24 protein-coding genes are annotated in these 25,865 nt (G+C 44.5%); 16 read left to right on the top strand and 8 right to left on the bottom strand.

Annotation, left to right across the window (positions count from 1 at the left end; genetic code table 11):
* Positions 1-1,770, top strand: coding sequence for an ABC transporter ATP-binding protein (locus ENLAB_RS05235; protein WP_244352953.1), 1,770 nt, complete (start codon positions 1-3; stop codon positions 1,768-1,770).
* Positions 1,771-1,976: 206 nt separating this feature from the next.
* On the opposite strand, the gene ENLAB_RS05230 is transcribed toward ENLAB_RS05235, so the two are convergent.
* Together ENLAB_RS05230 and ENLAB_RS05225 are read right to left on the bottom strand one after the other, a co-directional pair.
* Complete coding sequence (locus tag ENLAB_RS05230) at positions 1,977-2,294, bottom strand: RNHCP domain-containing protein (protein ID WP_175632003.1); 318 nt, start codon at positions 2,292-2,294, stop codon at positions 1,977-1,979.
* 660 nt (positions 2,295-2,954) lie between these two features.
* On the bottom strand, positions 2,955-3,737 hold the full coding sequence (locus ENLAB_RS05225; RefSeq protein WP_081117934.1) for an L-threonylcarbamoyladenylate synthase: 783 nt from the start codon (positions 3,735-3,737) through the stop codon (positions 2,955-2,957).
* A gap of 333 nt (positions 3,738-4,070) precedes the next feature.
* On the opposite strand from ENLAB_RS05225, the gene ENLAB_RS05220 reads away from it, so the two are divergent.
* Together ENLAB_RS05220 and ENLAB_RS05215 are read left to right on the top strand one after the other, a co-directional pair.
* On the top strand, positions 4,071-4,991 hold the full coding sequence (locus ENLAB_RS05220; RefSeq protein ID WP_244352951.1) for a cation efflux transmembrane domain-containing protein: 921 nt from the start codon (positions 4,071-4,073) through the stop codon (positions 4,989-4,991).
* Between the two features lie 65 nt (positions 4,992-5,056).
* Positions 5,057-5,893 carry a YitT family protein gene (locus tag ENLAB_RS05215; RefSeq protein ID WP_081117936.1) on the top strand — a complete coding sequence of 279 codons (837 nt, stop codon included), beginning with the start codon at positions 5,057-5,059 and terminating at the stop codon, positions 5,891-5,893.
* Positions 5,894-5,990: 97 nt separating this feature from the next.
* Here the strand turns inward: ENLAB_RS05215 and ENLAB_RS05210 are convergent, their stop codons facing one another.
* On the bottom strand, positions 5,991-6,659 hold the full coding sequence (locus tag ENLAB_RS05210) for a GntR family transcriptional regulator (RefSeq protein WP_244352949.1): 669 nt from the start codon (positions 6,657-6,659) through the stop codon (positions 5,991-5,993).
* Between the two features lie 188 nt (positions 6,660-6,847).
* Between ENLAB_RS05210 and ENLAB_RS05205 the strand changes: the two genes are divergently transcribed.
* The 5 genes from ENLAB_RS05205 (at position 6,848) to ENLAB_RS05185 (ending at position 12,097) form a co-directional block, all read left to right on the top strand.
* Positions 6,848-8,443: a mannitol dehydrogenase family protein gene (locus ENLAB_RS05205; protein WP_244352947.1), complete on the top strand. Its 1,596-nt coding sequence runs from the start codon at positions 6,848-6,850 to the stop codon at positions 8,441-8,443.
* Positions 8,444-8,446: 3 nt separating this feature from the next.
* A complete protein-coding gene (gene uxuA / locus ENLAB_RS05200) occupies positions 8,447-9,523 on the top strand; it encodes a mannonate dehydratase (protein WP_010749907.1) in 1,077 nt (358 codons plus the stop codon).
* A gap of 16 nt (positions 9,524-9,539) precedes the next feature.
* Positions 9,540-10,928: a glucuronate isomerase gene (uxaC, locus tag ENLAB_RS05195; protein ID WP_244352945.1), complete on the top strand. Its 1,389-nt coding sequence runs from the start codon at positions 9,540-9,542 to the stop codon at positions 10,926-10,928.
* Between the two features lie 138 nt (positions 10,929-11,066).
* The gene (locus tag ENLAB_RS05190; protein ID WP_010749905.1) at positions 11,067-11,393 is read left to right on the top strand and encodes an MGMT family protein; all 327 of its coding nucleotides are present in this window, start codon (positions 11,067-11,069) and stop codon (positions 11,391-11,393) included.
* Entirely contained in the window at positions 11,390-12,097 is a 708-nt protein-coding gene (locus tag ENLAB_RS05185; protein ID WP_077451974.1) for a GntR family transcriptional regulator, read from the top strand. Before ENLAB_RS05190 ends, ENLAB_RS05185 begins: the two co-directional genes overlap by 4 nt.
* 95 nt (positions 12,098-12,192) lie before the next feature.
* Here the strand turns inward: ENLAB_RS05185 and ENLAB_RS05180 are convergent, their stop codons facing one another.
* On the bottom strand, positions 12,193-13,392 hold the full coding sequence (locus ENLAB_RS05180; protein ID WP_244352943.1) for an enolase C-terminal domain-like protein: 1,200 nt from the start codon (positions 13,390-13,392) through the stop codon (positions 12,193-12,195).
* Positions 13,393-13,682: 290 nt separating this feature from the next.
* Here ENLAB_RS05180 and ENLAB_RS05175 point away from each other — a divergent pair, with 290 nt between their 5' ends.
* A complete protein-coding gene (locus ENLAB_RS05175; protein WP_086291832.1) occupies positions 13,683-15,512 on the top strand; it encodes a glucose PTS transporter subunit IIA in 1,830 nt (609 codons plus the stop codon).
* A 52-nt stretch (positions 15,513-15,564) separates the two neighbouring features.
* Here the strand turns inward: ENLAB_RS05175 and ENLAB_RS05170 are convergent, their stop codons facing one another.
* From ENLAB_RS05170 to ENLAB_RS05160, 3 genes are all read right to left on the bottom strand, one after another.
* Positions 15,565-16,335: an ABC transporter permease gene (locus ENLAB_RS05170; protein ID WP_005228499.1), complete on the bottom strand. Its 771-nt coding sequence runs from the start codon at positions 16,333-16,335 to the stop codon at positions 15,565-15,567.
* Complete coding sequence (locus tag ENLAB_RS05165) at positions 16,328-17,263, bottom strand: ABC transporter ATP-binding protein (protein WP_005234114.1); 936 nt, start codon at positions 17,261-17,263, stop codon at positions 16,328-16,330. Before ENLAB_RS05165 ends, ENLAB_RS05170 begins: the two co-directional genes overlap by 8 nt.
* Positions 17,264-17,438: 175 nt before the next feature.
* The gene (locus tag ENLAB_RS05160; protein WP_077451962.1) at positions 17,439-17,687 is read right to left on the bottom strand and encodes a helix-turn-helix domain-containing protein; all 249 of its coding nucleotides are present in this window, start codon (positions 17,685-17,687) and stop codon (positions 17,439-17,441) included.
* A 194-nt stretch (positions 17,688-17,881) separates the two neighbouring features.
* Here ENLAB_RS05160 and ENLAB_RS05155 point away from each other — a divergent pair, with 194 nt between their 5' ends.
* Together ENLAB_RS05155 and ENLAB_RS05150 are read left to right on the top strand one after the other, a co-directional pair.
* Positions 17,882-18,145, top strand: a complete 264-nt coding sequence (locus tag ENLAB_RS05155; protein ID WP_005228502.1) for a hypothetical protein — start codon at positions 17,882-17,884, stop codon at positions 18,143-18,145.
* Between the two features lie 13 nt (positions 18,146-18,158).
* On the top strand, positions 18,159-19,076 hold the full coding sequence (locus tag ENLAB_RS05150; protein ID WP_244352941.1) for a LacI family DNA-binding transcriptional regulator: 918 nt from the start codon (positions 18,159-18,161) through the stop codon (positions 19,074-19,076).
* 60 nt (positions 19,077-19,136) lie between these two features.
* On the opposite strand, the gene ENLAB_RS05145 is transcribed toward ENLAB_RS05150, so the two are convergent.
* The gene (locus ENLAB_RS05145; protein WP_244352933.1) at positions 19,137-19,910 is read right to left on the bottom strand and encodes a MerR family transcriptional regulator; all 774 of its coding nucleotides are present in this window, start codon (positions 19,908-19,910) and stop codon (positions 19,137-19,139) included.
* 114 nt (positions 19,911-20,024) lie between these two features.
* Between ENLAB_RS05145 and ENLAB_RS05140 the strand changes: the two genes are divergently transcribed.
* The 5 genes from ENLAB_RS05140 (at position 20,025) to ENLAB_RS05120 (ending at position 25,860) form a co-directional block, all read left to right on the top strand.
* Positions 20,025-20,906: an HAD-IIB family hydrolase gene (locus ENLAB_RS05140; protein WP_086291835.1), complete on the top strand. Its 882-nt coding sequence runs from the start codon at positions 20,025-20,027 to the stop codon at positions 20,904-20,906.
* Complete coding sequence (locus tag ENLAB_RS05135; protein ID WP_077451954.1) at positions 20,893-21,249, top strand: DUF1827 family protein; 357 nt, start codon at positions 20,893-20,895, stop codon at positions 21,247-21,249. The genes ENLAB_RS05140 and ENLAB_RS05135 overlap by 14 nt, the downstream gene beginning before the upstream one ends.
* Positions 21,250-21,493: 244 nt before the next feature.
* Positions 21,494-22,960, top strand: a complete 1,467-nt coding sequence (locus ENLAB_RS05130; RefSeq protein ID WP_005234120.1) for a nicotinate phosphoribosyltransferase — start codon at positions 21,494-21,496, stop codon at positions 22,958-22,960.
* A gap of 62 nt (positions 22,961-23,022) precedes the next feature.
* Positions 23,023-23,847, top strand: a complete 825-nt coding sequence (gene nadE, locus ENLAB_RS05125; RefSeq protein ID WP_077451952.1) for an NAD(+) synthase — start codon at positions 23,023-23,025, stop codon at positions 23,845-23,847.
* 192 nt (positions 23,848-24,039) lie between these two features.
* Positions 24,040-25,860 carry an LTA synthase family protein gene (locus ENLAB_RS05120; RefSeq protein ID WP_244352920.1) on the top strand — a complete coding sequence of 607 codons (1,821 nt, stop codon included), beginning with the start codon at positions 24,040-24,042 and terminating at the stop codon, positions 25,858-25,860.
* The last annotated feature ends 5 nt before the right edge of the window (positions 25,861-25,865 follow it).

Genomic DNA, 25,865 nt, shown 5'->3' with positions numbered 1-25,865 from the left:
ATGACAGATTTGTTCAAAGCGAGTAAATTTTTCTATCATTACTTAAAACAATACAAGTGGTCGTTTCTATTCATTTTTGTAACGGTGATTCTGGCAACGTATCTGCAAGTGCAAGCACCAGTTTTTGTCGGAGAAGCGTTCCAAGAGTTGGCGAATTATGTTGGTGGTTTGATGCAAGGGGTCGATGATAAATCGGCTTTTCTATCGATCATTTGGAAATTGTTGATTTTTTATGTCTTAGCCAGTGCAGCCAATTTTGTTTATAGTATCTTGTTCACGCAAGTGGTGGGAAAATCAACCAACAGAATGCGGATCGGCTTATTCAATAAACTGGAAAAATTGACGATCAAATTCTTTGATTCCCATCAAGACGGTGATATTTTGAGCCGTTTCACCAGTGACTTGGATAACATCCAAAACAGTCTGAATCAAGCATTGTTGCAAGTGCTGACCAATGTAGTCTTAATGGTGGGAATCTTGATCATGATGTTCCGTCAAAACGTTGAATTGGCATGGGCAACGATTGCTTCTACCCCGATTGCGGTGTTGATCGCGGTGATCGTGATCCAAAAAGCCCGCAAATATGTCGATCTACAGCAAGATGAAGTCGGAAAATTAAACGGCTATATCGATGAAAAAATCAGTGGTCAACGAATCATCATCACCAATGGACTGCAAGAAGAAACCATCGACGGTTTCTTGGTCCACAACCAACAAGTCCGCGAAGCTACCTACAAAGGGCAAGTCTACTCTGGGCTGCTTTTCCCCTTGATGCAAGGGATGTCCTTGTTGAACACGGCAATCGTGATTTTCTTTGGTGGCTGGTTAGCATTGAACGGTGACTTAGAACGTTCCGTTGCCTTAGGATTAGTTGTGACCTTTGTCCAGTATTCGCAGCAATATTACCAACCGTTGATGCAGATCTCTTCTGGTTACAGCATGATTCAGTTGGCGATCACCGGTGCGCGCAGAATCAATGAAATGTTTGATGAACCTGATGAGGTCAAACCAAAAGACGGGATCAAAGTGAAGGGCATCAAAGAGGCGGTTGCTTTGAATCATGTGGAATTTGGGTATGACAGTCAAAAATTGGTCCTAAAAGATGTCTCGATCACGGTCAACAAAGGCGAAATGGTCGCATTGGTCGGGCCGACGGGTTCAGGAAAAACGACCATCATGAACTTGTTGAATCGGTTCTATGATGTGAATGGTGGTTCTGTGACCTTTGACGGCATCGACATCCGAGAGTTAGACTTGGATCTGCTGCGTTCTCAAGTGGGGATCGTTTTGCAAGAATCCGTGTTGTTCTCAGGGACGATTCGTGAAAACATTGCTTTTGGGAAACCAGAAGCGACCGAAGCCGAAGTCATTGCAGCAGCGAAACAAGCCAATATCCATGAGTTTGTTATGACGTTGGAAAAAGGCTATGACACGGAGATCACCGAAGAGAACAATCTTTTCAGTACTGGTCAAAAACAATTGATGAGTATTGCCCGAACGATTTTGACCAATCCAGAATTGTTGATTTTGGATGAAGCCACCAGTAACGTTGATACCGTGACTGAAGCGAAAATTCAACGAGCAATGGATGAAGCAATCAAAGGACGAACCAGTTTTGTGATCGCCCATCGTTTGAAGACGATTTTGAATGCCGATCGTATTGTTGTCTTGAAGGACGGCGAAGTCATTGAAGAAGGCAATCACCATCAGTTGGTGGCTGCCGACGGCTTTTATGCGGAACTGTATCACAATCAATTCGTTTTTGAATAAGCGCAAACCAACGTATACTCATTAAGAAGACACTAGCAGGACAGTCCGCTGATTTCGTCAACCAATCGACGAAACAGCGGGCTGTTTTTTAGGTTAGAGTAAGCGCTTCTTATGACGACAATGTCTATGAGCAGTTAGTGGTATAAGGGGTCCGTTGTTCTGATAACCAAAAAAAGACCAGCCTGAAGCATGGTCTTCTTTGGTTTTTAGTGATACGCAGCGGTTTGTGCCAACCACTCAATAAAATGGTCTGGCTGTTGCGTATCCTGTGCCACGATATTCCACTGCTGGTTTTTGCAACGAGTGCATTCATGCAGCAACTGATAGCCTTTTTGGGAATGTTGGCGATAGTCGATCGGTCGCATCAGGCCATGGCAAGTATTTTGACGATCACCCGGGCGAATATCCACGTGTAACGAGTAGAGACACTGGGGACAATGGTTGCGGTACGAACCATTGGTCAAGGGGGCAACAGGCGTACTGCAGTTTTTACAAACAAAGGTCGTGTTTTCTTCTTTTCTCATTTTGCTTTCCTCCAAAAGAATGATTTCTTTTGAGAGAAAAGGGTTCCGTTCGTTCTTCATCAGGCTTCTTTGGCTAGGGACACATTCACCGTCCGTAACGATTACTTCTGCTTCCAGCTTCATGCGATTTCGCAATCCGTACCACGCTTAGTTTTTTCGTTTTGTGCTAAGCACTGTGTTGCGGCAGCCCACAACCCAGCAGTAAGTGTAGTCCAAAGTCACTGTCATTGGCGTCGTCCCCTAGAAAGCAATTGAGGAATGCTTTTTCATAGAGTCCCTCCTATGTGTTTATGAGGGTATTATAGCAGAGAAAGAATTGGAATTCTAAAACAGATAAAAATATTGATCCTAATTATGGATTCGTTTTTCGTAAAAAATATAATGATTTATATATAATGCTCATATTTTTTGTATAAGTAGATAGCTTCCAGTTGAATTTTATTTATAAAAGAAGAGACACTGATTCATAGCATGGAGAAAGGGTAATTGAATGAAGGGAATGCAATGAGGTCTTCCGCTAACTAGAAAGCTGAAGATTCAAACGGAACAGTAGCAAAAAATGTATGAGACGCGATAGAAAAACCGAAGAACGAGCTGAGCGTTTTTCCTTGAAAAGGAGGCAGCTAGCTGGTTCTTCGGTTCTTTGTTGACGATGAAAGATTAATAGTACTCCCCGTGGCGATAGTCCCATGAGTTGAACTGATCAGAAAGGTACATTTGGATTTTTTCAACATCGAGTCCTTTACGGATCAAGACAGGTGCTGGCGTGATGGAGCGTTGGTCTCCTTGCTCTGGAATCAAGTTGCCGTCTTGGTCAACGAAAGAAACCATGACTCCTTGCTCATAGCGGGTTTCCAGCGTTTTATCTGGTTGGATCGATGCAACATAGTCGTTTCCTTCGATGATCAGATCGGCTTCTTGCGCGATTTGTTCACCGATCCCTTCAACAAGTCCGCGATTTCCTTTGCCTGAAGGGTTCGCTGAGCTGGCGAAAAGCAATTTCTTTTTTTGATCCCAAAGTTCTTTTGAGATCTGCTCACCAGGGACACCGAATTTGATCACGAAACAGCTAGTTCCCCGAACGTCAGTCATCAATTCCTCTGAGCCATCGTTTGGGATATAGGCTTTTCCTGATTCTTTCCAAGGCAAAATCGCGCCGAATAACACGTCATTGTTCCAACACGTTTCATAAACAGCGGCGGTTTCCGCATTTAATTCGGCTAATTCGTGTAGCTGCTCCAATGAGCTGCAAAGAACGACACCTGGTTTATTACGTTTGCGATTCTTTGCCGAAAACTTGCGTTCCAGACCTTTTTTATCAGAGACGGCAATAATATAGCCGACTTTGGTGGGGCAGACGATCACTTTGCCTTCTTCATTCAAATAGTTGATCGCTCGTTGGTTAGGTTCTCCTGTCCATGGGACTTGTTTTGCTTCATTCATTCTCTTCATCCTCCCTGTCTTCCAATGAATCGCCGTTATGAAAAATATAACGGAATATTCTGAAAATTCTGATTGAATATGGTTACCCTTGATGATAAGGGAATCAATCTGCTTAGTCAAGGGGATTTACACCAGAATGTAAAAAGAATAGGCCGGGGAAATCGAGTATCTGTAACGAGGACTAGGAAGAGTGAGTGACAGCAACACTATTTTTTTCCGCTTTGTATGAAAGAAATGACTGTTTTTTATGTTATTTATATGGGAAGATAGGCTTATAGATAGAAGAATGCAATCAAATTGATAGTTTTTTTGAAAAAAAGAAAGAGGAATATCATGAGTGAAAAGAAAAAAATACGCAAGCTCTTGCTGGCATCGATTGTCGCTGGGAGTATCTATGGCGGCGGTGCCTTGCTTTTTGGGTTACTGGTCAGTTATAACGTTCTCTTGTTAGATGGAGTTTATACATTGATTGGTGCAGTGATGTCGCTGATTGCTTTATATGTAGCAAAGTATATCCAAGCCCAAGATTTTGAACGTTTCCCATTCGGCAAAGAAGCGTTGATGCCATTAGTGGTATTTATTCAATATAGTATCATCCTGCTGATCTCAATTTATGGGATTATTGAGTCTGCCTTTAGTTTGTTACACGTTAGTGATGGCATGATTGATCCAATCGGTTTGTATTTCTCACTGGTTGGAACGATCTACTGCTTTTCCTTTTACCTGTACTTAAAAAAGAAACCACTGACTCATCCCTTTTACTGGGTAGAACTAGAACAATGGCGTTTCGGCTTTTTCTTTAGTCTGGGTGTCGTCGGTTCATTTCTTTTGTCCTGGCTGATTCAAGCCAGTCCCTATGGAGATTTCGCGATGTATGTCGACCCAATCATCTCCATCGGGATCACCTTGTTCTTTATTCAGCTTTCGATTAAAGAGTTGAAAGCGGCCATTCTGGAATTGACTTCTTCAACACCGAAAGAAGAACTACGAGAGTCCATCATGACGATCGTTGAAAAAGAATTGCGCGCAGAAGAAGTGGTGGACTTTGTGTTACGTACCGCTAAAGTCGGTAATCAAGTTATTGTGGAATTAGATGTAGTGATTTTACCTGCAACTCCTCTCGATACAGTAGGGCGGCAAGATCCCTTGCGAGAACGATTGAATCAAGCAATCAGCCAACAGATTTCCGGTTATTCCCTCTGGCTAAACATAAATTTTGTCGGAGACATCAAATGGGCGTATAGTGAGGAGTAAGGATGGCTGCTAGGCGGTCACTGACGGAATCAACTTGTGAAAATGACAGAGAAAAGAGGAAACAAATGACAATTCTGAAAACTTATGGAAAAATTACCGCAGCACTTTTTTTGCTAGCGGCAAGCATCAATTTATTTTTAGGCCCGCATCATGTGGCAGCTGGCGGTGTCAGCGGAATCGGTATTTTATTAGAGTCAGCACTCGGTTGGGATCGAGCAGCTGTTATTATGGTGTTGAATATTTTTATGCTTATTCTGGCCTATGCTTTCTTAGGGAAGGGGCCTTTTTTGAAAGTCCTCTATGGTAGTTTTGCTTTTCCAGTAGCAATTGCTTTAGTCCCAGAATATATGGTTGCCGAAGACCGACTGCTTTCCGTGATATTTGGCAGTGCGATTTTTGCTTTAGGTGTAGCGATTTTGTACAAAAATCAGTCTTCCAGCGGCGGCACAACGATTCCACCGCTGATTTTCAAGAAATACTTTAATTTGAATCCAGCGATTGGCTTGCTGGCGACCGATGCGATCGTTGTTTCCATGAACTTGTTCGTTTTCGGGTTTGAAGAGTTCTTGTTTGCGATATTATCGATCGTGATCACCTCTGGTGTGATGACCTACATTGAAACGGGCTTTAACCGGAAGAAATCCATCATGATCTTAAGTGAGAACCACGTGAACGAGATTCGAGAAGCGGTCTTTGATAAAACAGCTCGTGGTGCCACTCTATTGGCTGCCCAAGGCGGTTACCAGCAAGCCGACAAGCAAGTGTTGCTGATCGTGGCCAGCGACCAAGAGTTTATGCAGATCAGACAAATCATTGAGACCATTGACCCAAAAGCGTTTGTGATCGTCAATAATGTCTCAGAAGTACTGGGCCAAGGCTTTAGTTATCACCCAATCGAATGAGCGTATTCTCGCTTGTTCAGCGTATGAAACCACCCTCGTCAAGTAGGCTATCTACTCGACGAGGGTGGTTTTTAGGGTCCATGATTTTCAAATAGCTTTACTCCGTAAAGTAATCGGGAAAGGCCTTTTCCACAAAAATCAAATCGTTATCAATGACATCAATGTGTTGTCCGACCAAGGGAGCAATTTTGGCTTGGTCTTTTTCTTTTAAAGTGGCTAAGATTTCTTCGTGATCCCGCAAAATAATTTCCCAAGACAATTCCTCCACCTCTAAACGTAAGAAGCGGAAGCGATTTAAAGGCAGATTGATCGTTTGTAGCCAATTCCAGACATTTTCTTTGTCGGCGATTTTATAAATCAACTGATGGAAGGCCTCGTCGAGTTGGAAAAACTCGATTTCATCCTTCAATTGGGCATAGGTCCGCTGTAAAATAACGAGTTTTTCTAGTTCTTTCAGCTGTTCATCTGTAACGGCTTGGCAGGCAGCTACGAATACTTCTTTTTCAAGCGTCTCTCTGACAAAACGAGCTTCTTCAATTTGTTTGATACTGATTTTAGAAATATAGGTGCCGCTTTGGGGAACGACATGGATCAGTGCTTCACGGCGCAGACGAATAATTGCTTCACGGATCGGCGTCCTGCCAATGATTAGCCGTTGCTCCAATTCCTTTTCAGATATTTTTTGACCGGGAATCAGTTTGGCGGTTAAGATCAACTCTTTGATTGATTCATAAGCTTGTGATTGAAAATTTGTAGGGTTCAACATAAACGCTTCTTTCTGTATCAGGCATTCAATTCCCTTCTAAAGAAAAACTCTGAAGGAAGGTGCCTAGGGATAGTTTTGAGTAATAAAACTAGTATATAAGTTGAATAACCTTTTGTAAAGGCTTGCAATTCAGTATAGAATGAACTAGAATACTAATATATCAGTTTCAAGAAAAAGGAGGAAGTAGGATGTTTGATTTTGCTGCCTTGAAGCAGGCAGGAGTTACGATGCCGATCGTTCCCAAAGAAGTGACGGATCAATCAGATACTCAGTTTCAATGGCTACACTTTGGTGGGGGAAATTTGTATCGGGCATTTCACGCAGAAGTAGCCCAAACGTTGATCGATCAACAAGCGCTGACAAAAGGAATCGTAGTTTGTGAAACCTTTGATGAACAGGTGATTGATCAAGTATATGCCCCTTACGAGAATGATATTTTAGAAGTGATCATGCACGAAGGGGGACGGCTGGAGAAAAAATTGCTCCAGTCAACGGCAGCTAGTTATTATTGCCATCCTTCCCGTGCTGCGAGTTATGAGCAAATACGCAAAGTATTTCGTGAGCCGTCACTACAGTTGGTTACCGTAACGATCACAGAAAAAGGCTATGGCTTAAAAGACAGTCAGGGGAATTTTTTACCTGTTGTCCAAGCGGATCTCGCTGCGGGTCCCCATCAGGTCAACCATACAATGAGCATTTTGGCTAGCTTTTTATGGGATCGCTTTCAATCAGGGGCACTTCCGATCGCTATGGTTTCCACCGATAATTTTTCGCAAAATGGGCTCCGTTTCCAAACGGCGATTGTCACCATTGCAAAAGAATGGCAAAAGCTGGGGCATGTTTCAGAAGCGTTTGTCCGATACTTAGAAAACAACGCGCAGGTGACGTTTCCGTGGTCAATGATCGATCGGATTACACCAAATCCTTCAACAGCAGTTGCAGAAGAATTAGCAGCAGCTGGGATCGAGCAGCTGCCAGTCATCCGTACCGATAAAGGAACGAATATCGCTCCGTTTGCTAACACAGAGGCGACTCATTACTTGGTGATTGAAGATGATTTTCCAAATGGTCGCCCGAATTTAGATAAAGCGGGGGTGATCTTGACGAGTCGAGAGATCGTCGACAAAACCGATAGTATGAAAGTCACAACTTGTTTGAATCCACTGCATACCGCAATGAGTTTGTTCGGCTGTTTACTCGGTTATACATCCATTGCTGCGGAAATGGCCGATCCAGATATTGTCGCTTTGATCAAAGGAATCGGCTATCGTGAAGGCTTACCGGTAGTGGAAGATCCTGAGATCATTCAGCCAAAGAAATTTATCGATGAGGTGGTCGGTCTTCGTTTACCGAATCCGCTGATTCCTGATACCCCACAGCGGATCGCCGCAGATACCTCACAGAAAATCGCCATCCGTTTTGGCGAAACCATCAAAAAGTATGTGGAGAAAGAAGGCTCGGCTTCTGAGCTGACTTTCATTCCCTTAGCGATTGCAGGCTGGTTGCGTTATCTCTTAGCGATCGATGATGAAGGCCATCCATTTGTCCCAAGTCCTGATCCCCTCTTAGCAGAATTACAAGAGATTTTATGGGAGTGTCAGTTAGGGACAGCCGCCGATGTTCAAGGGATCATTCGACCAATCCTAGCAAATCCGCAGATTTTTGGTTTGGATCTCTATCAAGCAGGGATCGCTGAAAACGTGGGTCACTTGTTCGCTAAGATGCTAACAGGAACCGGCGCAGTCCGTAAAACATTACATGAAACAGTAGAAGGGATCGAATAAAAAATGGAAATGACATTTCGTTGGTATGGAAAAGAATACGATAAAATCAAGTTAGCAGATATCCGGCAAATTCCTGGGATGAAAGGCATTGTCGGCACACTCTTTGATTTGCCTGCTGGGGCAGTTTGGCCGAAAGAACGGATCAAGGCGCTCGTGGAAGAAGTCGAAGCAGCTGGACTTTCCCTCAAGGTGATCGAAAGTGTCAATATTCATGATGACATCAAGATTGGCTTGCCTTCGAGAGACCTGTATATCGAAAACTACAAAGAAACGATTCGAAATTTGGCAGCATATGGGATCGAAGTGATCTGCTATAATTTTATGCCGATTTTCGATTGGATCAAAACGGATCTTGATTATCGCTTAGCCGACGGTTCTTCTACGATGGCATTTGAAAAAGCAGGAATCGACAAAGACCCAGAAGAGATCGTCAAAGAAGTTGAGGAGTCAAGCTCTGGCTATACCTTGCCAGGCTGGGAACCAGAACGTTTGGCACATGTCAAAGAATTGTTTGCTGCGTATAAGGATGTCGATGATGACAAATTAAGAGAAAACTTTGCTTACTTCCTAAAAGCCATCATTCCCACCTGTGAAGAGGTCGGCATCAAGATGGCTGTTCATCCAGATGATCCTCCCTATTCGATTTTTGGTCTGCCGCGTATCGTTAAAAACCGCGATGATTTGGATTGGGTCTGCAACGTGGTCGACAGTCCGTCAAATGGGATCACACTTTGTACTGGCAGTATCGCCGAAGACCCAGCCAATAATGTCTATGAGATTTTGGCTGAGTTTTGTCGCCGGGACCGGATTCCTTTTGCTCATGTTCGTAACATTCAATACTTGGGTAATGACAAAGACTTTTATGAAGCACCGCATCTCTCCTCTGAAGGTTCGTTAGACATGTATCAAATCCTAGAAGCGATGTACAAAAATGGCTTTGACGGCTATATCCGACCAGATCATGGGCGAATGATCTGGGGAGAGACGGGACGTCCAGGCTATGGCTTGTATGATCGGGCGATCGGCGCTTCTTACTTATTAGGGTTGTGGGAAGCCATCGACAAGAGCGTGGGGCGTTAAGAAAAGGAGCGAAGAAATGTTTTTAACTGATGATTTTATTTTGAAAAACAGCTTTGCCAAACAGTTATACCATGAGTATGCAAAAAAGCAGCCGATCATTGATTACCATTGCCATTTAGATCCGAAAGAGATTTTCGAAAACCAAAACTTCACCAATCTGACCCAAGCGTGGCTGGCGGAAGACCATTACAAATGGCGCTTGATGCGAGCCAATGGTGTTGCAGAATCTTTGATCACTGGCGATGCTGACGACTACGAAAAATTCTGTGCTTGGGCGCAGACCTTGGAGGCTTGCATTGGCAATCCATTATATGTCTGGACCAATTTGGAATTGAAGCGAATCTTTGGTATTGATGAACGGTTGACACTAGCCAATGCAGCAAGCATTTGGGAAAAAGCCAATCAACAGCTGCAAACGAAGGAATTTTCACCACGAGGGCTGATCAAAAAGATGGCTGTTGAGGTGATCTGTACGACGGATGATCCCATTGATTCGTTGACGTATCATCAAAAGCTGGCAGAAGAATCCTTTGCCGTGTATCCTACCTTTCGTCCTGACAAAGCAATCAATCTGCAGAATCCAGAATTTCCAGCATACCTTAAGAAATTGGCTATAGCTGCGAGCAAAGAGATCACTAGCTATCAAACGCTAGTTGAAGCATTGACCGTACGTATTTCTTACTTCCAGCAACAGGGCTGTCGTTTAGCAGATCACAGTCTGTCACGTCTTGGAGAGGAAGCTTATGATGTCGCTGCACTTGAAGCGATTTTTCAAAAGCGTTTGACCACTGAGACACTGACTAATGAAGAAATCAGACAGTTTCAGACTGGCTTGCTGATTGACTTGATGCGCCAATACGCAAAGCAAGGCTGGACCGCGCAATTGCATCTGATGGCGACTCGCAACAACAGTCAAAAGCTTTTCCAACAACTAGGGCCTGATAGCGGTGGTGATGCGATGGGAGACGATCGTCTAGCGAGGGGCTTAAGTCGGACATTGGCGCAGCTTCAGGCGGAAAGCTTACTGCCGAAGACGATTTTGTATTCACTGAACTCCAAAGATTATCCAGTGTTGACTGCGCTGATGGGGGCGTTCCAAGAAGAAAGCAAAGGCAAGCTGCAATTAGGCTCTGCTTGGTGGTTCAATGATACGTATTCTGGCATGCGGCATCAGTTGACGACCCTAGCAGAAGGTGGAATTCTCGGAAACTTCGTCGGCATGCTGACGGATTCCCGCAGCTTTTTGTCTTATCCACGCCACGAGTATTTCCGGCGGATTTTGTGTCAGGTGATCAGTGAATGGGTGGAAGACGGTCAACTGCCAGCAGATGAAATATATTTAGGACAGATCGTCGCAGATATCTCTTATCACAATGCGAAAACCTACTTTGATTTTCCAAACTAATGACTACTCGATTCGTTCTTGGTTTACTAGAGAAGGGATCGAGTTTTTGTACGGCTATTGCTAAAGTTGCGTCTGTTCATTTACTATTGGTAGGGAATCCAGTACTATGATAGAAAGATCAAAGAAGGAGCGAACAGTATGAATCCATTCTATGAAGAAGTCTATGCGCTGGCGCGGCAGATCCCTTTTGGTAAAGTCGTCTCCTATAGTCAGATCGCATGGAAATTGGGACAAATCAACGGTGCGCGGGCAGTCGGTCGAGCGATGCGCTTGAGCCCTCAGGATGTCCCTGCCCATCGAGTCGTGCGGGCAGATGGCGTCTTAGTTGGTCCTACCGCCAATGGGCGAAAAGCAGCACTCGTCGATGAAGGGGTGGTCTTCAAAGCCAGTGGTCGTATCGATATGAAGGCTTGCAGTTGGTCCATGAGCGAGATCGCTCCCGCTCAAATGAAGGAGCCGTTATGAAAAAACGTGAATTTATCGTACAAGATCTGTTGAGTAAAATCTATCAGGAAGAATTTTCTGCCGGCAAACTACCCAACCAAAGAACCCTTGCGCAAACCTATGGTGTTTCTCGGTTTACGATCCAGCAAGCAATCAAAAACCTTGAAGAGATCGGGATCGTCAAAGTGGTTCAAGGCTCAGGGATTTTTATCCATGAAAAATGGGTCAAAAACCCAATGATCTTTAATTCCTTGACCCGCACCCCTTATGACCGAATCCGTTCCAAAATGATTTCCTTGAATAGGGCGGCAGCAACGTTGGATGAACAGCAGATTTTCCAAATAGGCCCAGACGAGGAAGTCTGGACCTTTGAACGAGTGCGGATCGTTAATTACAAAATCGAACAGCTGGAGACTTCTAAATTGCCCGTCAGCCTATTTCCCGAATTGACACAAGAAATCGTGGAGCACTCGATCCAACGCTATGTCGAAAGCTGCGGATACCGCATTTCCCACTACATCACCAGCTATACTCCCATCACCACATCGACCGCGCAATCCGGCATTTTATTGTGCAAGCGGGGGACGCCAGCAATGCAGATCAGCAATCGGGCGATTTTAGAAGACGGCCGCGTGTATGAGTTCAGCAATATCGTTGCCATTGATTATGCCGTGACCTACATCCGTCCCTTTGACCGTGAGATCCATCGCTCACGCATCGATTGATTTTGGGAAAGCAACGGTGCCAGTTGCGTCGTCTTTACCCAGAGAGAACAAAAGACATCCCCTGTCGGTTGGACAGGGGATGTCTTTTGTTGTGTTTAAGGAGTGATCAAAGTACCGTCTGGTGTACGGCTCTGGGTCCATTCATGAGGACGGTAAACCACGGGAAATTCCGCAGCTGCTGCTTCATCGAACGTGATTCCGATCCCACTTTTCTCGATGGGATAAAAATAGCCGTTTTCAGGTTGCGGACTGCCACCAAAGACCGACTGGGTATTTGCTGGGATCGCAATCGTTTCTTGGATCGCGGCATTGTGGAGATGGATATTTAGATGGGTGTTGACGGCTAAGCCGACAGGGCTGATATCAGACGGCGTGTGCCAAGCGATCCGAATGCCCATCGCATCGCAGAAGTGAGCCAATTTCAATGCTGGCGTGATCCCACCGATTTGCGAGACATGGGCACGCATAAAGTCGATCTGTTGATTTTTGACTAGCTCTTGCCATTCCATCGGATTATTGAACAATTCGCCGGTCGCGATCGGGGTCGCCGACTGGCTGCGGAGTTGCTGCAACCACTTGTTTTGATCCGGCGGCAAAATATCTTCTAGGAAAAAGAGATTAAAAGGTTCAGCGGCTTTTGCAAATTGAATCGCTTGGTTTGGATGCAGCCGTTCATGCACGTCGTGCAGCATTTGGAATTGATTGCCGTATCGTTCTTGGATCGCAGCAAACATTTTCAGTGTTGTGTCCATGTAGTCTGTTTGATCAAAATAGGAACCAGCGATGGGCTGATCGGGTGTTTGCAGTTGGCTAGGATTTCCACCATAAAAGCCTAATTGGCAACGGATATAACGATACCCCTCAGCCAAGAAGCGATCGATTTCTTGGTAAAGGTCTTCGAGATTATCTGCCACGGCATGAGTATAGGCGGGAATCGCCGTACGCGCTTTTCCACCTAACAGTTGATACAATGGCATATCGGCTAATTGTCCCTTGATGTCCCATAAAGCCATGTCGACTCCTGAGATGGCATTGTTGGTGATCGGACCATTCCGCCAGTAAGAATTGACATTCATCACTTGCCAAAGATCTTCGATTTGATTGGCATCGCGGCCAAGTAAGAGGGGGCGTAAATACTCGTCAACGACGGTTTTTACGGCTAGTGGGCGAAACTGGAAGGTTGCGCAGCCTAAGCCAGATACGCCTTTGTTCGTTTCTACTTTAACGACAACAAGGTTATGACGATCAGGTTTGATCGCAAAGGCTTGGACGTCGGTGATGATCGTTGGTGTCATTTCATTCACTCCAATTTTTGTCTCTAGTTGCTATAGCCATTGAAACATGCTTGGCAACCGCTGTCAATTTGGTCTAATAAAAACTGGATATACACCATAAAACCAGTCCAATTTTTGTTTGTTTTATAATAAAACGTTGATATATAGCGTTTTTATTCTGTTTTTATAAAAAAAGGACTGGTTTTACAAGTCTGTGTGAGCATGCTACTATGTGTGTGAAAACGGAAACACCTGAAAGGGCGCCCGTCAAAAGGATCAGGACCGTTAGCAAACAACAGGGGGAAAAAAAGATGACCAAAGAAGACATCGTAAAACAGATCATTAAAGATGTTGGCGGATCAGACAATATCAACAATGCGTGGCACTGTATGACTCGCTTGCGTTTTGATTTAAAGGATGAGAAAAAAGTCGACTATGCGGCGTTAGAAAAAACACCCAAAGTCGTAGGAACAAAATATCAAAGCAATCAGCTGCAAGTAGTGATAGGAACGGATGTTGCTGATTATTATGCACCTTTAGCCAAAGAATTAGGTCTTGATGAAGCGAACCAAGGGGAAACATCAGAGAAAAAAGGGGCCGTTTCCTTATTTATGGATACCGTTTCTGGCGTTTTTGGTCCGATCGTTCCAGCTATCGCTGGTGCAGGAATGATCAAAGGATTGATGGCTGGATTGGTGGCATTGAATGTCATCTCTAATCAAACAGATACCTATTTAGTGATCGACATGATCGCGAGCGGCGTATTCACATTCTTGCCATTTTTTGTTGCTGCCTCAGCCGCTCGGATTTTTAAAACCAATCAATATTTAGCGATCGCAATCGCGGCAACGCTGCAATTTCCGACGATGACCAATGCGGTAGCCGAAGGAAGCATTTCCGCCTTTCGCTTGTTCGGCGTACTGCCAGTACCCGTCTTTAACTATGCAGGGACAGTGATTCCCATTATCTTTGCCGTGCTGGCGCTCAGTTATATTTATCGTTGGGTCGATAAACTCTTACCACAAGTGCTGCGTACCGTGTTTACACCGACGATTTCGTTGTTTGTCGCTGGTATCTTGACATTAACGGTCATTGGACCAATCAGTATCCATCTAGGAAACTTATTGGCTGCTGGCGTGGCTGGGTTATTCACTATCTCGCCTGTCTTAGCAGGAATCGTGGTAGGGGCGATTCGACCAATCGCAATCTTCACGGGACTGCATCATGCCATGACCCCGATCGCTTTGCAAAACTTTGCCAATCAAGGATATGATATGCTGATGCCAATGATGTTTATGGCAAATATGGCAATCACCGGCGCAACAGCAGCTATTTATTTCAAAGTCAAAACCAAAGAAGAAAAATCGATCATTCTATCGTCGGCTGTTTCTGGCTTGTTAGGGATCACAGAACCTGCGTTATTCGGGATTTTGTCGAAGTATAAAAAAGCCTTTATCGCAGCAACAGTTGGTAGTTCTGTGGCTTCTGCCTTCATCAGTTTCTTCGGTGTTCGTATTTATGGGTACATTCTTTCAAGTATCTTTAGTTTGCCAGCCTATATCGGGGAATACTTTATCTATGCCGTTTTAGGGATCATCTTGGCGATCGGCTTATCTTTTGCCATGAGCTGGTTCTTGGTACCAAATCAAGCAGCAGAAGGCGATCGTTACACCAACGAAGTGGATCTGCATGCCGTGACCCATGGTGAATACGTCCCATTAGAAGATGTACCAGATGAAGTTTTTTCAACGAAAATGATGGGAGAAGGCTATGCCATCGAGTCCCAAGATGGCCAAATCTTTGCACCAGTCAGTGGCGAAGTCACCACTGTGTTCCCTTCAAAACATGCCGTTGGGATCAAAACCCAAAACGGCGTTGAAGTTCTTGTGCATATGGGGATCGATACAGTTTCCCTTGGCGGTCAAGGCTTTGATGTCTTTGTTCAAGCTGGGGAGCAAGTCACTCCGCAAACCAAACTGGCACAAATGGATCTGCCTTATATCAAGCAGCAAGGCAAAGAAACCATGGTGATCGTTTTGATCACCAACATGGATCGCGTGCAGCAATTTTCTGGAAGTACTGATTTAGAAGGCAGACACCAAGCCGGTGCATTACTGGAAAAAGTCGTTTTGAATGCCTAATAAAAGAAAAAAGATGAGCTTCGTTAACGAAGTTCATCTTTTTTCTTTGCAATTAACTACGCAGCCCGCGGCCTTTTTGGATCAAGTACCAGCATACGCTGTATAAGACAACAATGAACAAGACCAAAATACCGATGGATAGGAAAATTGGGACATCGATGGTGCCTAAAAAGCCGTAGCGGAAACCAGAGATCATATACACGATCGGGTTGACTTTGGAGATCGTTTGCCAAATCGGCGGTAGCATGCTGATGGAGTAAAAGACGCCTCCAAGATAGGTCAATGGTTGTAAAACAAAGGTTGGCACGATGGAAACATCGTCAAAGGATTGGGCGAAGATCCCATTTAGCAACCCTGCTAATGAAAATAAGATGGCGGTCATGACTAGGGTTAAGACAACGATGACCCAAGAATACACATGTAATGGCACGAAGAAAAGGGAAATGATGGTCACCAATGTGCCCACCAAGATACTACGGCCAAGTCCGCCAAAGACAAAGCCCCAAATGATGACGTGGGTAGGAACCGGCGCCACTAAGAGTTCCTCAATGTTTTTTTGAAACTTCTGTGAAAAGAAGGAAGAAGACACATTAGAGTATGAACTGGTGATCGTCGACATCATGATCAGCCCAGGAACGATAAATTCCATATAAGAAAAGCCGCCCATTTCGCCGATACGGCTGCCGATCATTTTCCCAAAGATAATAAAGTATAAGGAAGTAGTGATGACGGGTGGGACGAGGGTCTGCACCCAAATCCGTAAATAGCGGTTGGTCTCTTTGACCGCTAAACTTTTTAAGGCTGTAAAATAAAGACTAAACATGGTTTTCCTCCGCTTCGTGTGCTTCTTCGGTGATTTTCAAAAATAGTTCTTCCAAGCGATTGGATTTGTTGCGCATGGAGAGGACATTGATCCCTTGCTGGCTGAATTGAGCAAAAAGATCGTTGACGCCTTGGTCTCGAGCGACTTCAACGGCGATGGTCTGTTCATCTTCCATTTGGATCGGATATCCAGTGATCGTTGGGGCTTGTTTGATCGGTGCGATATCAAAAAGAAAGGTTTCAAATTGCAGTTTTGCTAACAAAGATTTCATACTGGTGTTTTCGATCAGTTCACCAGATTGAATGATCCCGATGTTGCGGCAAAGCATTTCCGCCTCTTCTAAATAATGGGTCGTCAAAATGATCGTTGTGCCATTTTGGTTCAGCTCCCGCAAAAAGCTCCACATTTCCCGACGCAATTCGATATCGACACCTGCCGTCGGTTCATCCAAAATCAATAGCCGTGGTTCATGCATCAGGGCACGGGCAATCATCAAACGGCGTTTCATCCCGCCCGACAGCATCCGCGCACGAACATTGCGTTTTTCCCACAAATTCGACTGCTTCAAGTATTTTTCGCTGCGCTTGATGGCTTCGTTACGGGGGACACCATAATACCCGGCTTGATTGACCACGATCTGCTGGACCGTTTCAAAGGGATTGAAATTGAATTCTTGGGGAACCAGACCAATCTGTTGTTTGACTTGGACCAATTCTTTGTCTAAATCGTAGCCGAAGACTTTGACGCTTCCGGAAGATTTATTGACAAGAGAGGTGATAATGCCGATGGTGGTGGACTTTCCAGCGCCGTTTGGGCCTAACAAGGCATAAAAGTCGCCTTCTTCCACCGTCAAATTTATGCCCCGCAACGCTTCAACGCCGGTAGCATAGACTTTGCGTAAATCGGTTAGTTCTAGTGCATAGGTCATGTTTATTTGAACTCCTTCTATGTATGATGGTTTATTCTATCATTTTTTTTCAAGAAGAACCGCATGTTTTGATTTTTTCATTCGATTAGATAACGATTGTTGCTAATTGATTAAAAGTGGGAAAGAGACAAAAGAAAAAACGACCGTTTGATCGTTTTTTCGATAAAGTCGATTGTTAGCATAAATACCGTTCTGGTCGTTCTGTCTGTCCTAGTAAGTAATCGACAGAGACATTATAGAGGGAAGCTGCGTGTAGCAGCGTCAATACATCGGGTAAGCGATCGCCTGCTTCGTATAAGGTGTAATCGGGGTAAGGCACATCGAGATGCTGGCATACTTCTTTTGGGCTCAATCCGCGTTCTTCTCTTAAAAATTTGAAGCGGCATCGCAAGGTGTCTAATAAAAAAGCTTCTTCTAATGTCACTTTGCGGTCCTCCTTAAAAAAATCGCGCTTCCTTTCGCACTGTTCTCTTTTTATTGTACCAACAAAAGCAAAATATGCGAAGTAATTCACATGAAGGTCGATCGGTTTTTGTTAAAAAGTGAAACAAATGACTTGCTCTGAGACGCGTTTCATACAGTATGCTTGATTCATGAAAAGGAAGGCGGGATGAAAAAATGAATACGTACATGAAGAAGAATGGTGCGGAATGTTGTTATGTAACGTTGGCTTTTGATGGACAACAGTTGGTATTGACGAAACCAAAAGGGTTCTTTCAAGAACGCTTGGTAGAAATTCCGGTGGATGAGATCAGTCATTTGACATGTGATGAACACTTCGGGTCTCAGCGGATCGGTTTTATTCATCACAATGATTACTATGAATTTTATACATGTGGGTTAAGTGTGATAGACTATATGAAAGAACAATTATTCGTTTAAGGAGCAGTGAGTCATGGCAAACATTCGGGATATTGCACGCTTGACCGGTTATTCGGTCTCCACAGTTTCACGAGTCATTAACAACAATCCGTATGTCAGTGAAGAAAAGCGTCGTAAGATCCTGGCTGTCATGGAAGAGGTCAACTATATTCCGAATTACACGGCACGGGCATTGAGTGTTGGCAAAACCAAAAATATTGGTGTGATTCTGCCATTTGTCAATCATCCGTACTTCGATCGCTTGTTGAGCGGCATCACGACAGCAGCGTTTGCTCGGGGTTATAAGGTGACGCTTTTAGCCACGAACTATGATCCGCAAGTAGAGGAAGCGTATTTGCAAGAATTTGCGGCGAAAAGCTTTGATGCCTTGATCATTGCCTCGCGGGCGAATCCGATCGAAACCTTATTGCCTTATCGTTCTTACGGTCGCATCGTCTTTTGTGAGAATATCCCGTATTTGACTGACGGCTGCACCTATATCGATCGAGAGGAATCGATTAAAGAAGTCTTTACGTATTTTAAGGAACAAGGTATCCAGAAAATCGGCGTGACATTGGGACGTAGCCGCAAGCTAAGCAGCAATTCAAAAATCACGGTCCGTTTGGCTCATGACTATTTTCCGACCTTTTCCGAAGACTTGATCTTTTGGGATTGTTTGACGGAAGAAGATGGCAAAGAAGCAGCTGCTTATTTTGCAGATAAAGGGGTCGAAGCAATCTTCACCAATGGGGATCATGTTGCTGCTGGGATCCAATCGCAGGCGCCGGGAGAATGGCTTGTGATTGGACGGGACAATTTATACATCAGCGAGCTGCTGCAGCTTTCAACGATCGATCATCACTTGCAAGCTTGCGGGGAGACTGCCGTCCAATTGGCGATAATGGTAAAAAGCGGCAACTATCGCATGCCCTATGAGTTCATCAAACGATAGCATAGACGAAACGATGCGCAAACAAAGCCCCTGAGCGGGCAGTGCTTGCGCATCGTTTTTTTAATGGGATTTGGTGTAATGGTCAATGATCTGTTTCAACAGCTGCGCGCTGCCGACGCCCGCTTTTTGATCGTAATAGGCAGTAAAACGCTCGTCTTGAACGTACATTTCCCCTAAAGATCGGTGATATTCTGCTGAGTAAAAGGGCGCTGCTTGTTTGAGCCATGCTTGATGCGCAGCAAAAGCCATTTGGGCTTTGTCAGAAGGGATTCGTTTCCCTTCCTTTTCATTCAACAGCTCTTTTATCAGCTGCAATAAGCGGTTTTCGTTGTCGGTCAGTGCTTGATAATCGACTTGGGTCATCTGCTGCCACTTTTGGTTGCTTTGTTCGATGATTTCCTCACCGTAGGCTTCTCGTAATTCAGCACCGTAGTTCGCTTCGTTTTCACGAATTTTTTGTTCCTTAAAATAACTGAATTTCTCTTGATCGGTCATCGTCTTTTCTCCTTCATAATAATCAATTGTTTGCGCTAAGGTGGTCAAAAGACTGTCCAGGGCTGCTCGTTCTTGTAAAAGCTGTTGGTAATGCTGCAACAAGACCGTTTGGATCGATGCTTGTGGCTCATCCAAGACCCCGCGGATCGTTTCTAATGACAGCCCAAAAGACTTAAAATACAAAATCTGCTGTAGGCGATCGACTTCCTGCCTCCCGTAGATACGGTAACCAGCTGAGTTGGTGCGTTGCGGTTGTAACAACTTGATCTGATCATAATACCGCAGGGTACGGCTGCTGACTCCTGACAGTTTGGCTAAGGCACTGATCGTATATTCCATCGGCTTTTCCCTCCTTACACCTGTATCCTAAAGGTTGACGTAACGACAAAGTCAAGAAAATTTTTTTGCGTTTTTTAAAATGTGCTATAATTATAACAAAGAAAGGAAGATAAGATGCAAATAGTTTTTTCTGATATTGATGGGACGTTCCAAGAAATGGGGCACCCGATTCATGAGATCAATAAAGAAGCCATCCGTTGTTTGCAAGCCCAAGGGGATCACTTTGTGTTTGTCACAGGGCGAGGATTTGAGCTTGTTCAAGATATGATGGCGGAAGAAGGCCTTTCCTGCGATGTGATTTTCGGAAACGGCGCCGGTCTGATGGTAAAAGGAGAAGCGCCTGTTTTGACGCATACCTTGCCCTATAAGACCTTGGCGCAAGTGATTGGTATCTTAGAAACAGAAGAGGTTTTTTATTTCTTACATACTGACCATGGCATCATTTCCCCACAAGCGCATTTGTATGAAGCGCAATTTCAAGAAAGCCGCAAGCAGTTACTCGCGGAGTTAGGGGAGCGAGGGCAAATCATCGCTGACTACAAATACGAGTTCTTCTACAACGAATGCCTTCATAAAGACGACGTGTTGCAGTTTATGAAGGAACATCCAGAGATAAAGGTCATCAAAATCGAACTGATGGAAGCGTCAGACGAAAAAAGAGAACGGCTGCGGGCGATGATCCAATCAGAAACGGCAGCGATTTTTCAATCCTTTGTCCAAACACTGGAGATCGTTGATCCATTGGCGACCAAAGGTGCGGCGATCCGTAGTTTTTTAGAAGCTTTTCCCGCTGCCAAAAGCTACGGGATCGGTGATGGTGAAAATGACCTTGCGATGTTTGAAGCGGTGGATGTTTCTTTGGCGGTAGCAAATGCCAGCCCAGCGATCAAAGCAGTTTGTGATCGAACCATTGAGCGCGCGGAAGACGGTGGTGTTGGCCGCTTTATTTTAACAGAATTAGTTTCGAGAGAGGATGTTGTGCATGAAGTTGATTGAAACCCCAGTAAACCAAAATCTAAATATGGAAACTTTTTACCCGAACATCTCCAAGTACCTATTCGACAAAATAGCGATCAAATACTATAAATTGTACTCGCTTGATCGGACGCAGATTCTCTATGTGGATAGTTTTGATACGATTTCTTTAGTATTGATCAACAATAAAAAGAAAATCAGTCGGGAAGAAGTCGACACAGCGATTCATCGTTTGCTGAAGGTCGATCGCAAAGACGTGACCGTCAATGTTAATATTCGTAAAGAAATGGAAGCAAGAGGCATTACCTTTTCTAAACCGAGAAAAGATGTCATTCTTGTTCAATTGCCTGTGAAAGAACACTAGTTGAAAGAAGTTGGGACATGCACGTTGCAAGAGTAATCAAATGTTGAACAAAGGGGCGACCTTATACGAGCGCGTAAATAATGCGCAATAAGTAGGAGGTTGACCCATGCTTTGAGCAATTTGTTCTCAGGTGGATTGTCTTGTACTGGCAAAAACCCAACTTTTTTTTGAAAAAAACAAGATTTTCTGTCTTTTGTGTTTTTTTTGCTATAATGAGAAGAAGTAAGCTAGAGGGAGTAAGAACATGCAGAAATTATTTAAAGATGACAGCTTGACGCTACACACCGATCTCTACCAAATCAACATGATGCAAACCTATTGGGAGTTAGGCAGAGCCGATCGTAATGCGGTGTTTGAATGCTATTTCCGTGACATGCCTTTTGAAAACGGCTATGCGATCTTTGCCGGTCTGGAACGATTGATCGATTATTTGAACGATTTATCCTTTTCAGAAACGGATATTGCCTACTTGCGAGAAATCGGCGGCTACCCAGAAGCCTTTTTAGAGTATCTAAAAGAGTTCAAGTTTGCTTGTACCGTTCGTTCAGCGTTAGAAGGCGATTTGGTCTTCAACAATGAACCGATCATTCAAGTAGAAGGGCCGTTGGCACAAGCGCAGCTGATCGAAACGGCGTTACTAAATATGGTCAATTTCCAAACCTTGATCGCCACGAAAGCTGCCCGCATCAAATCCGTGATCGGCACGGATCCCTTGTTGGAATTTGGTTCACGGCGGGCACAAGAATTGGATGCAGCCATTTGGGGGACTCGAGCGGCCTATATTGGCGGAGCGGATGCGACAAGTAATGTGCGAGCAGGGAAGATTTTTGGCATCCCAGCCAGCGGAACCCATGCCCATTCCCTCGTGCAATCCTACGGCAACGACTATGATGCATTTATGGCATATGCCCAAACCCACAAAGATTGCGTATTCTTAGTCGATACCTATGATACATTGCGTTTAGGTGTGCCAAATGCGATTCGTGTGGCCAAAGAGATGGGGGATAAAATCAATTTCTTAGGTGTGCGGATCGACAGCGGCGATATGGCGTATATCTCGAAAAAAGTCCGTGAACAGCTGGATGAAGCGGGATTCACGGAAGCCAAAGTCTATGCTTCCAATGATCTAGATGAAAATACGATTCTAAGCTTGAAAATGCAAAAGGCGAAAATCGATGTGTGGGGTGTCGGCACCAAGCTGATCACCGCTTACGATCAACCGGCATTAGGTGCGGTTTATAAACTGGTTGCCATCGAAAATGAGCAGGGAGAAATGATCGACACCATCAAATTATCCAGCAATGCCGAAAAGGTTTCGACCCCTGGGAAAAAACAAGTCTGGCGGATCACCCGTAAATCGGACGGCAAGTCCGAAGGCGATTATGTCACGCTATGGGAAGAAAATCCCCAAGCTGCAGACGAACTGTTCATGTTCCATCCTGTTCACACTTTTATCAACAAAACAGTGACGAACTTTGATGCGCGACCATTGTTGCAAGACATCTTTGTAGATGGCCAGCAAGTGTACCAAGTGCCTGACTTAGAACACGTCAAAGCCTATGCGACGAATTGCTTGGATTCCCTTTGGGATGAGTACAAACGTGACTTGAATCCACAGAAATACCCAGTCGATCTCTCGCAAGAATGCTGGGATCATAAAATGCGCACGATTGAAAAAGTACGCAAACAGACCAATGGCGCGATTTTGTAATCCGCAACTGCGCTGGTCCTAAGATCAGTCAGCTGCTTCAAAAAATAAGAGGAGGCGTTTCTATGACCATGCAACAAGAAATTATCAAAGAATTAGGAGTCTTACCGACCATCGACCCGAAAGAAGAAGTTCGTAAGAGTATTGATTTTTTAAAGGCGTATCTGCAAAAGAATCCGTTCTTGCATACGTTTGTCTTGGGGATCAGTGGTGGACAAGATTCGACATTAGCCGGCCGGATCGCGCAATTGACGATGGAGGAAATGCGCAGTGAAACCGGGAATCCCAACTATCAGTTCATAGGGGTACGCTTACCTTATGGGGAACAAGCAGATGAAGAAGATGCCAAAAAAGCCATTGAATTTATCAAACCAGATATTGAGCTGCGGGTAAACATCAAAGCCGCCGTCGATGCCCAAGTGCAAGCGGTGGAAGAAGCAGGCTTAGCGGTTTCTGACTTTAATAAAGGCAATATCAAAGCCCGTCAACGGATGATCACGCAATATGCCATTGCGGGTGAAAAAGCAGGGGCTGTTCTGGGTACGGATCACGCTGCGGAAAATATCACCGGCTTCTTTACGAAATACGGCGATGGCGGTGCCGATATCTTACCACTGTTTCGTTTGAACAAACGCCAAGGCCGTCAACTCTTGCAATACTTAGGTGCGCCAGAAGCGTTGTATACAAAAGTCCCAACTGCGGACTTGGAAGATGGCAAACCTTTAGTGGCAGATGAAGCAGCTTTAGGAGTGACCTACAACGACATCGATGACTATTTAGAAGGCAAGGAAATTGCGGCTGAAGCCCAACAAACCATTGAAAACTGGTGGAACAAAACGCAACACAAACGCCACTTGCCCGTCACGATTTTTGACGATTTTTGGAAATAAACGAAACCAGTGATTCCGTTCCATTCAGATAGAAAGAAGAGTCTAGGGGGCAAGAAACCTTAGACTCTTTTTATATGAGGGTTGCTTTCTTTAAAAATAACAAAAGCTTCTTGCCCTGGCTTTACTTTCTTGTCCTGAAAGCATAAAATACGGGGGTACCTAGAACGTGTAGAAAAGGAGGAATGTTCCTTCGTGAAAATAAATAGCCATCCTTATCTGAAGATCGCATTAAAAGGCATCGCCATCGTCCTGTTGATCATTTTCAGTAATTTATATTTGCAATGGTGTCAAAACAATCTTTCCGTTGAATTAGCCTTGAAATTTGCCTTTTCGTGGCATACAGCAAAGTTTTTCTTGGCTTGTGGGGTGTTACTGCTGGTGTATGGGGTGTTTGCCAGCTTGGCAGGTTCGGTACTGATCGGGGGCATCTTTTATAGTGTCGTCATCGGAATCTTAGGATATGCCAACCACACGAAGATGGTCTATCGCCAAGAACCAATCTATCCCGATGATTTAAAGATGGTCACTCAATTCGACCTTCTACGAACTATGATCGGCAATGGCGCCTTTTTCTTAGCCATCCTCTTCGCTCTGGCGGCGATCGGAGCGATCGGCTGGAGTATCTATCGCAGCCGCAAATTAAACCGGCGTTTGCAAGTGATGCGAGGGGCAGTGCTGGTCGTATGCTCGCTAGGCTTAGTCTATGTTTCTCACTTCAACGACAGCAACAACCTTTTACGCAAAGCCTACAATCAGACCGCACTTTGGATTCCTTATTCACAAAAAATGAACTATTACAATACGGGATTTATCGGTGGTTTTTTGTACAACTTGCGGGTAGATGCCATGACGAAGCCTGAGGGGTATTCAAAAGAAGCGATCCAAGCGATTGCGGACACCTACAATGCACAGGCGGCGGAGAAAAACCAAGACCGTGAAAGTGAAGCACCAAATATCGTTTATGTGATGAGTGAGAGCTTTTCCGACCCGAGCCATTTAAATGGCTTGTCGATCACCGGCGATCCGTTGAAAGACTATTACCACGTCGCCGATCAAACCATCAGTGGAAAAATGCTTTCGCAAAATTATGGGGGCGGTACGGCAAACATCGAATTTGAAGCGTTGACTGGTTTTGCCATGGGCCTATTGAATCCGCAAATGACAACGCCTTACACGATGCTGGTGCCGAAATTGACGCAACTGCCATCCTTGGTTTCTTTCTTGGAACAATCAGGGTATACGGCAACGGCGATCCATCCTTACGATACATCAATGTACAAACGCAAGGATGTCTATGGGGTGATGGGGTTTGAACAGTTTATCGATCAAGATACGATGACCTATACCGACAAAATCGAAAATAATCCTTACATCTCTGATGAGGCGGCCTACAAAGAAGTGCTGGCATTGTTGGAAAACGATCAGCAACCGCAATTTGTCCATTTAGTGACGATGCAGACCCATATGCCCTATGCTGGCAAATACGATACGTTGAATTACCAAGCGAGCGGTCCTGGCAATATGGCTTCTTTGGAAAACTACCTGCAGGATATCTCTTATAGCAGTACAGCGTTGAAAAACTTTGTGGCTGAATTAGAGCAGCTGGATCGGCGAACGCTGGTCGTCTTTTGGGGCGATCATTTACCAGGCATTTATGCCGATGAAATCAAGGATCAAAATGAAACGGCTGCCCTGCATGAAACCGAGTTTTTGATGGTTGATTCACAAGGGAATTTTGCGCCAGAAGATGTACCAGTAACAAGTCCTTTTTATTTTGCACCGAACCTATTAGAAGCCAGTGATCAACCAACCAGCGGGTTTTACCAGTTGTTGTTGGCCTTGCAAGATGAATTGCCGGCTTTTGAACAGGGTCAATATTATCAAGAGGGACAATGGCAGACGACTCTTGCGTTGGATCAAGAAGCCCAAGAAATCTATGATGCCTATAGTTTGATCCAATATGATGTGCTACAAGGAGAGCAATACAGTTTAACGACTGGTTTGTTTGACTAAATGAA

The sequence above is a fragment of the Enterococcus innesii genome, assembly GCF_022846515.1.
Classification (GTDB): domain Bacteria; phylum Bacillota; class Bacilli; order Lactobacillales; family Enterococcaceae; genus Enterococcus_D; species Enterococcus_D innesii.
The sequence above is the reverse complement of the archived record's forward strand: the minus strand, read 5'-3'. Positions and strand labels throughout refer to the sequence as shown.

Excerpts from the sequence above, each read along its gene's own strand:
- ENLAB_RS05205 (WP_244352947.1), top strand. The coding sequence starts at position 6,848 with ATGTTTGATTTTGCTGCCTTGAAGCAGGCAGGAGTTACGATGCCGATC.
- nadE (WP_077451952.1), top strand. The coding sequence starts at position 23,023 with ATGACCATGCAACAAGAAATTATCAAAGAATTAGGAGTCTTACCGACC.
- ENLAB_RS05135 (WP_077451954.1), top strand. The coding sequence starts at position 20,893 with ATGAAGTTGATTGAAACCCCAGTAAACCAAAATCTAAATATGGAAACT.
- ENLAB_RS05230 (WP_175632003.1), bottom strand. The coding sequence starts at position 2,294 with ATGAGAAAAGAAGAAAACACGACCTTTGTTTGTAAAAACTGCAGTACG.
- ENLAB_RS05190 (WP_010749905.1), top strand. The coding sequence starts at position 11,067 with ATGAATCCATTCTATGAAGAAGTCTATGCGCTGGCGCGGCAGATCCCT.
- ENLAB_RS05155 (WP_005228502.1), top strand. The coding sequence starts at position 17,882 with ATGAATACGTACATGAAGAAGAATGGTGCGGAATGTTGTTATGTAACG.
- ENLAB_RS05130 (WP_005234120.1), top strand. The coding sequence starts at position 21,494 with ATGCAGAAATTATTTAAAGATGACAGCTTGACGCTACACACCGATCTC.
- uxaC (WP_244352945.1), top strand. The coding sequence starts at position 9,540 with ATGTTTTTAACTGATGATTTTATTTTGAAAAACAGCTTTGCCAAACAG.
- ENLAB_RS05175 (WP_086291832.1), top strand. The coding sequence starts at position 13,683 with ATGACCAAAGAAGACATCGTAAAACAGATCATTAAAGATGTTGGCGGA.
- ENLAB_RS05185 (WP_077451974.1), top strand. The coding sequence starts at position 11,390 with ATGAAAAAACGTGAATTTATCGTACAAGATCTGTTGAGTAAAATCTAT.
- uxuA (WP_010749907.1), top strand. The coding sequence starts at position 8,447 with ATGGAAATGACATTTCGTTGGTATGGAAAAGAATACGATAAAATCAAG.
- ENLAB_RS05150 (WP_244352941.1), top strand. The coding sequence starts at position 18,159 with ATGGCAAACATTCGGGATATTGCACGCTTGACCGGTTATTCGGTCTCC.
- ENLAB_RS05210 (WP_244352949.1), bottom strand. The coding sequence starts at position 6,659 with ATGTTGAACCCTACAAATTTTCAATCACAAGCTTATGAATCAATCAAA.
- ENLAB_RS05180 (WP_244352943.1), bottom strand. The coding sequence starts at position 13,392 with ATGACACCAACGATCATCACCGACGTCCAAGCCTTTGCGATCAAACCT.
- ENLAB_RS05235 (WP_244352953.1), top strand. The coding sequence starts at position 1 with ATGACAGATTTGTTCAAAGCGAGTAAATTTTTCTATCATTACTTAAAA.
- ENLAB_RS05220 (WP_244352951.1), top strand. The coding sequence starts at position 4,071 with ATGAGTGAAAAGAAAAAAATACGCAAGCTCTTGCTGGCATCGATTGTC.
- ENLAB_RS05225 (WP_081117934.1), bottom strand. The coding sequence starts at position 3,737 with ATGAATGAAGCAAAACAAGTCCCATGGACAGGAGAACCTAACCAACGA.
- ENLAB_RS05165 (WP_005234114.1), bottom strand. The coding sequence starts at position 17,263 with ATGACCTATGCACTAGAACTAACCGATTTACGCAAAGTCTATGCTACC.
- ENLAB_RS05170 (WP_005228499.1), bottom strand. The coding sequence starts at position 16,335 with ATGTTTAGTCTTTATTTTACAGCCTTAAAAAGTTTAGCGGTCAAAGAG.
- ENLAB_RS05140 (WP_086291835.1), top strand. The coding sequence starts at position 20,025 with ATGCAAATAGTTTTTTCTGATATTGATGGGACGTTCCAAGAAATGGGG.
- ENLAB_RS05215 (WP_081117936.1), top strand. The coding sequence starts at position 5,057 with ATGACAATTCTGAAAACTTATGGAAAAATTACCGCAGCACTTTTTTTG.
- ENLAB_RS05145 (WP_244352933.1), bottom strand. The coding sequence starts at position 19,910 with ATGGAATATACGATCAGTGCCTTAGCCAAACTGTCAGGAGTCAGCAGC.